This is a genomic window from Desulfococcus multivorans (genome assembly GCF_001854245.1).
GTDB lineage: Bacteria > Desulfobacterota > Desulfobacteria > Desulfobacterales > Desulfococcaceae > Desulfococcus > Desulfococcus multivorans.
Genome location: NZ_CP015381.1, coordinates 2,912,485 through 2,922,704 on the forward strand (window position 1 = coordinate 2,912,485; position 10,220 = coordinate 2,922,704).

General features: G+C 53.9%; 7 protein-coding genes and 1 CRISPR repeat array (1 of these 8 running past the window's edge). Of the genes, 6 read left to right on the plus strand and 1 reads right to left on the minus strand.

The genetic code is table 11. The features are described 5' to 3' along the window. Positions 1 to 14 precede the first annotated feature (14 nt). Positions 15 to 1,181, plus strand: a complete 1,167-nt coding sequence (locus dmul_RS12735; protein ID WP_020878438.1) for a hypothetical protein — start codon at positions 15 to 17, stop codon at positions 1,179 to 1,181. Next, positions 1,178 to 3,319, plus strand: a complete 2,142-nt coding sequence (locus dmul_RS12740; protein WP_020878439.1) for a hypothetical protein — start codon at positions 1,178 to 1,180, stop codon at positions 3,317 to 3,319. The genes dmul_RS12735 and dmul_RS12740 overlap by 4 nt, the downstream gene beginning before the upstream one ends. 320 nt (positions 3,320 to 3,639) lie before the next feature. On the opposite strand, the gene dmul_RS20280 is transcribed toward dmul_RS12740, so the two are convergent. Next, positions 3,640 to 3,780, minus strand: a complete 141-nt coding sequence (locus tag dmul_RS20280; RefSeq protein WP_156775333.1) for a hypothetical protein — start codon at positions 3,778 to 3,780, stop codon at positions 3,640 to 3,642. A gap of 18 nt (positions 3,781 to 3,798) precedes the next feature. Here dmul_RS20280 and cas6 point away from each other — a divergent pair, with 18 nt between their 5' ends. From cas6 to dmul_RS12760, 4 genes are all read left to right on the plus strand, one after another. Next, entirely contained in the window at positions 3,799 to 4,371 is a 573-nt protein-coding gene (cas6, locus tag dmul_RS12745; protein WP_156775334.1) for a CRISPR system precrRNA processing endoribonuclease RAMP protein Cas6, read from the plus strand. 122 nt (positions 4,372 to 4,493) lie between these two features. After that, complete coding sequence (gene csx2 / locus dmul_RS12750) at positions 4,494 to 5,816, plus strand: TIGR02221 family CRISPR-associated protein (RefSeq protein WP_020878441.1); 1,323 nt, start codon at positions 4,494 to 4,496, stop codon at positions 5,814 to 5,816. 9 nt (positions 5,817 to 5,825) lie between these two features. Beyond that, the gene (gene csx20, locus dmul_RS12755; RefSeq protein ID WP_020878442.1) at positions 5,826 to 6,218 is read left to right on the plus strand and encodes a CRISPR-associated protein Csx20; all 393 of its coding nucleotides are present in this window, start codon (positions 5,826 to 5,828) and stop codon (positions 6,216 to 6,218) included. Positions 6,219 to 6,569: 351 nt separating this feature from the next. Next, positions 6,570 to 7,259, plus strand: coding sequence for a hypothetical protein (locus dmul_RS12760; protein WP_020878443.1), 690 nt, complete (start codon positions 6,570 to 6,572; stop codon positions 7,257 to 7,259). 494 nt (positions 7,260 to 7,753) lie between these two features. Beyond that, positions 7,754 to 10,220: a CRISPR direct-repeat array (repeat unit 36 nt; unit sequence GTCTGAACCACTGCCCCGATTCGAGGGGATTGAGAC); it runs 1,345 nt beyond the window's last position.

Sequence of the window (10,220 nt, forward strand, 5' to 3'; positions counted from 1 at the left end):
AAAGGATTCGTTCAATGTACAGCCGGAAAATTGCCCTGGCCCACGCCCGTCAGATCAGAAGATGCCCGCCCTCTGCCCTGCTGAAGAGCAGGCATCACTCGGCGGAGTTAAAGTTACATCTCAATATATGTCCCCACTGTCGGGAAGACCTGGAAACGGCATCCATGGAGGTGCTGGCGAACAAACTGGCCGGACCGGACATGGGGATGAAGACCGCGGCAGGCATCGAAACGGCGGTGGGGCAGCTTCGATATATACACCCCGAAAGATCCGGGTGGCTCGATGGATACCACTACAATCCACCCATGGTCGTCGTTCTTGAGATCGGAAACCGGATCTCGGACGATATCCGCGTGGCCCAGGTTTACGACGACATCGTGCTGGCGGCCCCCGGAGACCTGATTTTAGACGACGACCGGTCCGGCGCAGGCGACCTTTTCGTGGAGTGCTGGAACACCTATACCTTAAAGAGCTCACACCTGGGCGCCGGTGTCGGACAGGTGGGCCCGGAAGTCATTGAAGCGATCCATTGGATGGCGGAGAACGCGGAAGAGACCGCCTCGTGGGCGCCCCTCCCCTTTCCCATGACGGCAGACGACCCCCGGATTCATTTCCGGGAACTGGAGGTGGAGACGGCCTTCTTTTTTTCCGCTCAGGCCGCAGGCGAATTAATGGTTGAGCTGGAATCCTCCCGGCTGCGCCTGGCATACGCATCCCCCGCCGAGCTCACCCGGGACATCGGCGAAAAGGTTCCCGACATCCGTTTCCCCGTGCAACCGAACTCATTTGAAGAAGCCCTGACAATGCCGGAGTTTCCGGAATACCTGCTGCCCCTCGCTGCCGCCGACACCATGGAAAATACCATCACCGGCAAACGGGTGATCTTCAAGGACGGCCTGCTCGCCGGCTTCGATCCCATGGAAATCACCGTTTTCAGTATCCATGATTTGGAGGACGGCAAGGTCGGATTCAGTGGGCGCGTTCCCGTGACGCCGGACATTCGCCCGGTCGATTTGGTTTTCCGGTTCGCCGCGTCGGACGGCATTCTTGTGGAACCGGCGGCCGAACCGCGTTGGGACCCGGAAACGGGCGCTTTCGCCGTTGTCTTCGACACCGCGTCAAAAGACCGGCATAAGCTGCGGGTGGCCGTTCTCTACGAAGCTGTTGAGGCAGGGCCATGAAAGGTTTCGATATCCGGATCCTGGAATACTTTGCCTCCCCGGATCAAAAGTCGCTTCTCATCGATTATCTCACCCGGCCGGATTTCGTCCCCTGGGGCGAGCTCGATGCCGCCTGTTTTGAAACCACCTTTGGAATGCTGAAACGGCAACTGGCGCCCGACCGCCACCTTGACCGATTACTGTCGCTTTACCTGATCACCCATCTGCTCGACAACGCCGCCGCACCGATCTGGGCACTGCCGTTCGCGCGCCGCAACATCGATCTTGACACCCTTTTCCCTTCGATTTCATGGGATACATTGACGTCAGGTCAGTGGACGATATTCCCGGCGGCCATGGTCAAGGGCGACCGAACCCATCTTCAATATTTCATGGCCGGGCTCTTGAAGGGTTCCCCGGATCACGATCTTCTGCCGCCGTGGGCCCGGCAAATGATGGACGAGGCTGCCCTTCAGGCATTTCTGGATGCGGCTGAAGCGGCATTGTCAAGGCACCCGAATCCCCCAGACTCTTTTCCGTACGTGTTCCCACTGGCGTTACCGCTTCCTCGGAACCATGAACGCCTGCAAGGCCCATCCCTCGGTCTTCCCGCGGCCCTGGCCTTCATGAAGCTGCTCTCCGGTCGGAACATCCCGAATCGGCAACTGGCCACGGGCACCATTCAGAAAGACGGACGTGTCGGCAAAGTCGACGGTTTGACGAGGAAGCTGGAACTTGCAAAAAAAGACGGCCGGTTTTCCCTTTTCATTTACCCTGAGGAAAGCGAATCGATGCCGGGAGAAACCGAATTAACGCTTTTCCCGGTCACCGATCTGGACGAAGCCTGGCGCGCGGTGTTTCGGCATGCCCCCGGCAACGGGGGCGAGCTGCTTGCCTTCGCCCGGATGATAAAGGACCCCGCCGCCTTTGTCGCCGGCATGGAGCGGGTCGACGACGCCTGGGTCCAATACGAGGCCCATCGCGGCCGCTGCACCGACGTGATCCGGAAAATCGCCGCGAATCCCGCCCTGTTTGCCGGATACGTCGAACGGATCGATCGGAAGCTCCAGGTATGGGCCCTCGACGCGGCGACATTGTATCTGGATCTTGTGCAGCCCGAAGACCTGACGCTTGCCGGCCGGCATTCGCCGCTGTCCGCATTTCGGCTGCACACCCAGAGAATCGCCCTTTCGAACCACAGGGGAGACGTCACAGCGGCCCGGAACTGGGCCGAAAAAGCTCAAAAGCTTTACCGGCCTGCACTCCGGGGCAGCCTCGATCTGTGCGCCGACTTCATCAACAACCGGTTCGTCACCCGCCACAATCAATATCAATTCGATCCGCTGTTTCCCGAAGACCTTTCCCGTCTGTTGGATACGCTGGAGTGCCGACATGAAGCGGTGTGCAGGGGCGGCTGTCCCACGGACCCGGTTCTGGCGAGGCTCTGGGGGACCATCGCCCAGAATTTCGCCTTCTGCGGCCCGGATTTCCTGGACGCGTCAACAAGCTATGCCCGGAAGGCCATGGCAGCTTTCGGCGGCGGTGCCGTGCCCGAATTCCGCCCGGAGTCGCTTCGGCAGCAAAACTACCTCACCTATGCCTTCCTGGATGCCGGGGAGTATTCCCGGGCGGAAGCATGCCTGATGGCGTTTACCGAGGCAAGGGATTGGCGGGACATCCTGGAAAAGTGCCGCGCCGGCCGATTGAATCTCTGGCATCATGCGGCCGTGGCCAGGTTTTTCGCGGATACGGACGAAGACGGCGCAAGCCTGGAATATCTGAGATGGTGTGCCGGAAACAATCCGTTTTTCAAAAACAACGATCATCCGGGGCAGCTCTGGGCATGCAACATGGGCCGTATCGCCGCGCGGCATCGAATGCCCGACGCCCCTCGATGGTTCCGGCAAAGTCTCGATCTGTGCCTGGCAAAGAAAAACCGGCCCACCATCCACGTCATGGCCCTCCTGCCGCTGTCGGAACTCCGGCACCTGAGGGCCGTTGACGAATCCGGCCTGGCGGAAACGCTTTCCGAGGTGATTCCATCGGCCGTGAAATTGAATGCCGACCATTTTCGTCCATTGCAGAACGCCGATCCAGAGACGTCGCTGGAAAATATCCGGCAGCACCCCCGGCGCCTGTTTCCCTTTACCTACCGATAATCTTTTGCGGAAAATAATGAAAAAGGGCGAAGCAATGCCGTAACCCACTATCAAAGCCTCAACCTCATGAAATAAAAACTTCAAAGGGAGCGTCATGAAAGGTCTCCAATACGGCAAATACACATTCACCTGCAAACTCGACGCACCGGCGATCCTGCCAGAATATAAGGGGTCCACGTTTCGGGGGGTGTTCGGCACGGCATTCAAACATGCGGTCTGTGCATTGAAACATCCGACTTGCGACGATTGTCCGCTCCGCCGGCACTGTCTTTACACGGTTGTTTTCGAGACACCGCTGGCCGTATCGCCCAAATCGGACCTCAGGGTTTCGGCAACGCCCCCACCCTTTCGTGCTGCAGCCGCCGAAGACCCGTAAGCAAAATTTTGCCCAAGGTGATGCATTCCAATTCACCCTGCTCCTCTTCGGCGAGGTCAATGCGCAGTTCCGTTATTTTTTTCATGCATTTCAGGAAGCCGGCATGACAGGCATCGGGAAGCGCATCAACGGCCGGCGCCCTTCGTTTCACATCATCGATATCCATTCAGGGGGGCAGTCGATTTACGCCTCGGAAACCGGGTTGCCGACAAACGAAAACGGCGTTGAATGGCTGACCGTCACCAGCGGTTCAACATCTGAAAAGACAGACCGTGTGCATCTGACGTTGAAGAGCCCCCTGCGTTTCAAGTTCAAAAACCGGATTGAACGCGATCTTCCTTTTCACCTCCTGGTCCGGGCCATGCTGAGGCGGATCTCCTCCCTGTTTATCGCCTACGCGGACGGGGAGCCGAATCTCGATTACAAAGGCCTCCTGGAACGCGCCGAAAAAGTTCGTACCGCAAAAAAGCACCTCTTCTGGCACGACTGGGAACGCTATTCCAACCGACAGAAGCAGCGAATGCCCATGAGCGGCATCGCCGGAGACATTGTCTACGAGGGAGAACTCGACGAATTCATGCCGTTTATCGACATCTGCAGCAAACTCAATATCGGCAAGAATACCGCGTTTGGTCTGGGAAAAATCGGCTGTTTCCGGCATTCAATCATGTCGTAACAATTACAGATGACATGGGATCCATTACAGAGGCTGCAATTCTATTCTGACATTTGACGAAACCATCAGGCATAACTATCACAAACTTTTCGGGATATGTGAAGAAAACGGGTGAGGTGAGCATGGCAAGGGTTTACATCTCTTTTCTTGGAACCAACGATTATGTTGAATGTTTTTACGATTCCGACACTATTGATGTTGAAACACCGGTACGGTTTATTCAGGAAACGACACTCAGTCTATTTTCAAAGACTGCAAGCTCAGATGACCGTGGTTTTATTTTTATTACCGACGAAGCACGCAGAAAAAACTGGGAGGACAACGGCCAGTGGGATAGAGAAAAAAAATGCAATAAGGCGTGTCAGGGACTGAAAACCCGCATCGACCTGTTGAAGTTGCCTTTTCCCGTTGAGGCTGTTTTCATTCCCGAAGGCCATAGCGAAAAAGAAATATGGGATATTTTCGATATTGTATATTGCGTGCTGAATGAGGGAGACGACGTAATTTTTGACATCACTCATGCCTTTCGTTCCATCCCCATGCTGGCGATTGTCATTCTCAACTACGCCCGGGTACTCAAGAATATCAGACTCGAGGGTATCTATTACGGCGCCTTTGAAGCTCTCGGCCCTGCCTGGGAAGTCGCCAGAATGCCGGTTCAAAAGCGCCGAGCGCCACTATTGAATCTCATATCGTTCAACCGATTGATGGAATGGACCGTTGCCGTGGACCGATTTATGGAATCGGGAGATGCAAAGGAGGTAAGCCGGCTGGCTCGAGATGCTGTTGCCCCGGTGCTCAAAGAATCCCGAGGCAAGGACAAAAGCGCATCTGCCACGCGGGATATTGCCAATGCCCTGGCATTCTTCACGAAAAATTTATACACCTGCCGGGGTCCTGAAATTGTGAGGTCTGCCGAATATCTCAAATGTGAGTTGAACAAAGCTATACATGCAGAAGGTGTCAAACCGCTCGTGCCCTTGTTTGATCATATCCGCCAGGGGGTGTCGCGGTTTAGAGGCGACGATGTTCACGACGGGATTCAGGCCGCGAAATGGTGCCTGGATCACAATCTGATACAGCAGGGCTTCACGGTTCTGCAGGAAACATTGATCACCTACTTTGTCACTATGAACGGTCAGAATGCAAATGATTTGGTGTATAGAAATATTGCTTCATCTGCGATTTGGATCGCAAAAGACGGCACGCCGGAAAACGAATGGCATGGCCACGCCCAAAAAAATAAGATTCTGACAAAACAATATATCGCCATATCCAAAGCCATGGAGCCGCTTTCGGATATTTACAGGGAACTGACACCGTTCCGAAACGATCTGGCTCATGCCGGATACAGGGATAATTGCAAGAAAGCCGAAAAATTCGAAGAGAAGCTGAGAGAATCGCTTCCCAAAATTGCAGCGCTGATTCAACTGAATCCATTATAGGAATCTGCCATGCCCCGCACCCTCTTCCTGATCTTCAACCACACCTTTACCGAAGCGCAGCAGGTCGATGCCCTGGCAACGCTGGGGGTGGACAGGATTGTCCGGCCCCCGGCACATGTCCGGAACGTCTGGGGGCAGATACCGGCCGATCTTCCGGCCATTTCCGATTATCTCGCTCCGGTTCGGGAATGGCTGGCGGAAACGGCAGCGTCCGGGGATTACGTCCTCATTCAAGGGGATTTCGGGGCCTGCTGCCTTATGGTTCAAGAGGCCTTTAAACAAGGTCTGATCCCCGTATATGCCACCACTCGCCGGGAGGCTGTGGAGGCCCCCCAGCCCGACGGCACCGTCAAAATGGTGCATCATTTCAAACACCGGCGGTTTCGCCGGTATGAATGTTGACTCCAGGCCCCTTGTCGACAGGTCACATTTTAAGGCGAAGGGCACGACTTCACTCTGAAAAATCTCCTGTTCGACGCTGCCGCCGGGGCTCTGGCTCTTGTCGGCTTTGGCCTCTATCAGATGCTGAGATCCGATGACTGAACCTGACGCTGCCCAGGGGGCAAGTTGCAGGGACTTGCATGCATTGACCTGCTGAAAAAAACTGTTTTAAAAACATGCACGGCTTTTGATGCCGGCCGTTCAAAACGCAAGCGGTTCCGTACAGTGAATTATTGCCCGTGAGGAACGGTGGGAACCGGGGGGCTGTACGAGGAGAGATCAAAAATTATGTTCGCACGGGAGGAGAATCTTATGGGATGGATTGAGACGTTCAAGAAAGCCGGGAAGTCCGTATCGTCGAAAATCGGTGAAATAGATATTGAAGGACGAACCGTGAGTTTATTGATGGCCAATCTCAACCGAAATCTTGTCAAGAACCGTGAAGTGTTTGTTCCCCAAGCAATCCTGGAAAACGAGATCGCTGAGCTCCTGAAGGAGCAGGACGGCAGGATCAAAACCACCCTGACCAGCCTGACGTGCGAGGAAGAGCAGATCAAGATCGACTTGAATATCAAAACCAGGCTGACAGACAACAACGCCCGGGTGGTGCTGCGGATTCGGGAGTTTGTAATCGGCAAGCACCGCCAGGTCGCCGTCTGTCAGGTTCTTAATGAAAATTTAGTCGGCAACAATGTGCTTGGAATCATAAGCGCAGGCATCATAAAGGTCACCGTCGACGATATCGTCGAAAAAGTGATCTCACGGCAGGAGATTTCAGAGATTGCCTCCTATTCCCCGCATACGCAATGGGTCACCATTGATCTGTCCAAACTCGAGATGGTCCAAAAATTGATGAAACCATTTGGGTTCGCAAATATCAGCCCTTTGGACGCCGTATGCATCAAGGCGGCCCATAAAGCCGGTGGGGTGGTGATTTCAGCGGAGTTAGCCCCGGAGTTCAAGACAATAATGGATTCGAAAACCATTTTGGGTCAAAAATAAGGACAATACCAACACGGTGAGCTGTGGGGAACTCTCATGGCTTTTAATGCAATGGGAGGCGGCTGAAAGCAGGATCAGTTCTGATTGGCAAACCGCCGTATCGGCATCGTGTTCACACTGCCCTCAACAGGCTTGTGGAAAAAGTGAAGTTTATGTCATTCCATCTGCTTATGGCGCGAAGGTTGCGGCGACCTGAAGGATCGATCAAGCAGGAGAGAGAGGCAATCCGTCTTTCCCGCACATGATTTTCGATTTTTGTCGGTCGAAGGATGTGGTCGATAAAATACCAAACAGATGCAGTAGGTTAAGACGATTTTTGTCGTGTTGGCCGGTGCGGAGATGTGCGGGGAACAATATGTTTAATATTCAAAGATGGTTACATGAAATTTGTGCCGTTTTGGAGGTGGGGAAAATTTTCCCAAACACGTTTTTTGGGGGGATGTGCGGAAACCCTGTTGCAACCCCAGGAAAAATTTGCTAAAAAAACACCCAGAGTCTGAACCACTGCCCCGATTCGAGGGGATTGAGACAAGTGTCGTCAGTTAAAAAATCAACGGCCCTGTCTTTGGTCTGAACCACTGCCCCGATTCGAGGGGATTGAGACCAAAGCACACACCTGCCTATTTCCTGAAGCAGCATTTTGTCTGAACCACTGCCCCGATTCGAGGGGATTGAGACTACTTCAACCCCTCGTGGGGATCCGGCGATCCCCTGAGTCTGAACCACTGCCCCGATTCGAGGGGATTGAGACATATTATTTCAGCCCCAGACCAAATCCATGCCATCGCGTCTGAACCACTGCCCCGATTCGAGGGGATTGAGACCGTTGAAATAAACTTCTCTCATGCTAATCCCCTTTCGTCTGAACCACTGCCCCGATTCGAGGGGATTGAGACTTATCATGGTAAAGGAATCCGTTTCGAACGTGAAAGTCTGAACCACTGCCCCGATTCGAGGGGATTGAGACTTGTTTGCCCGCTTTAAGTAGAGGCTTACGTTACCTGCGTCTGAACCACTGCCCCGATTCGAGGGGATTGAGACCATAAGCAACACCCACGGTGTGGGTGCTCTTCGTGCCGGTCTGAACCACTGCCCCGATTCGAGGGGATTGAGACTAGGCGATTAGCCCATCATCATACTTATATGATGATGGTCTGAACCACTGCCCCGATTCGAGGGGATTGAGACCCCAAGGGCGGTTATGTTTCCTGCGGAGGATGAGGATATGGTCTGAACCACTGCCCCGATTCGAGGGGATTGAGACAAACTTACGGGCTTGATCTGCCATGTTTTTCTCCTTTGTCTGAACCACTGCCCCGATTCGAGGGGATTGAGACTATCTGATAGGCGGTTAATCGCCCATCATCATATAAGTGTCTGAACCACTGCCCCGATTCGAGGGGATTGAGACTAACTGTGGCCTTTGCAACGATATTGTTTTCTTTTGCGTCTGAACCACTGCCCCGATTCGAGGGGATTGAGACGTGGGCCGTAGGCCCTGAACCCCGATTCCTTGATTGGTCTGAACCACTGCCCCGATTCGAGGGGATTGAGACTTTGACTGGGTCCATCATCTTGAAGCCTGCACATTGCAGTCTGAACCACTGCCCCGATTCGAGGGGATTGAGACATGAGGTTGGTGGGCAGTTCCATCGGGACATCCCAATGGTCTGAACCACTGCCCCGATTCGAGGGGATTGAGACTAGGCGATTAGCCCATCATCATACTTATATGATGATGGTCTGAACCACTGCCCCGATTCGAGGGGATTGAGACCCCAAGGGCGGTTATGTTTCCTGCGGAGGATGAGGATATGGTCTGAACCACTGCCCCGATTCGAGGGGATTGAGACAAACTTACGGGCTTGATCTGCCATGTTTTTCTCCTTTGTCTGAACCACTGCCCCGATTCGAGGGGATTGAGACTATCTGATAGGCGGTTAATCGCCCATCATCATATAAGTGTCTGAACCACTGCCCCGATTCGAGGGGATTGAGACTAACTGTGGCCTTTGCAACGATATTGTTTTCTTTTGCGTCTGAACCACTGCCCCGATTCGAGGGGATTGAGACGTGGGCCGTAGGCCCTGAACCCCGATTCCTTGATTGGTCTGAACCACTGCCCCGATTCGAGGGGATTGAGACTTTGACTGGGTCCATCATCTTGAAGCCTGCACATTGCAGTCTGAACCACTGCCCCGATTCGAGGGGATTGAGACATGAGGTTGGTGGGCAGTTCCATCGGGACATCCCAATGGTCTGAACCACTGCCCCGATTCGAGGGGATTGAGACTCCCGCGTACAACCCGGCCCCCATGCAGGCAGCTCGTCTGAACCACTGCCCCGATTCGAGGGGATTGAGACTCAACCTTGCAACCTAATTCTTTTTCCAAAATTTCAAGTCTGAACCACTGCCCCGATTCGAGGGGATTGAGACAGATGATCGGCATTAAAGCCCGACTGCGCCGCCGCGAGTCTGAACCACTGCCCCGATTCGAGGGGATTGAGACTATCGGGTTTAGTGGAAAACAGACCAATGGACTTGAGTCTGAACCACTGCCCCGATTCGAGGGGATTGAGACATTGGTTGCCCACTCTACGCCTTCTTCACACGCATCGGTCTGAACCACTGCCCCGATTCGAGGGGATTGAGACGGAATTATTAGGAATTAAAGCAATGGTTATGTTTTATGTCTGAACCACTGCCCCGATTCGAGGGGATTGAGACTTCCTCCTTTCAGCAACCGCAGTACCCATCTGAATCGGTCTGAACCACTGCCCCGATTCGAGGGGATTGAGACAAAACGGGCCACCCGAAGGCAGCCCGTTGAATTTTGTCTGAACCACTGCCCCGATTCGAGGGGATTGAGACTCAAAGCTGCCATCTTAATTATGTCTTTTTCCTGCATTCGTCTGAACCACTGCCCCGATTCGAGGGGATTGAGACCACCGCGTTAACTC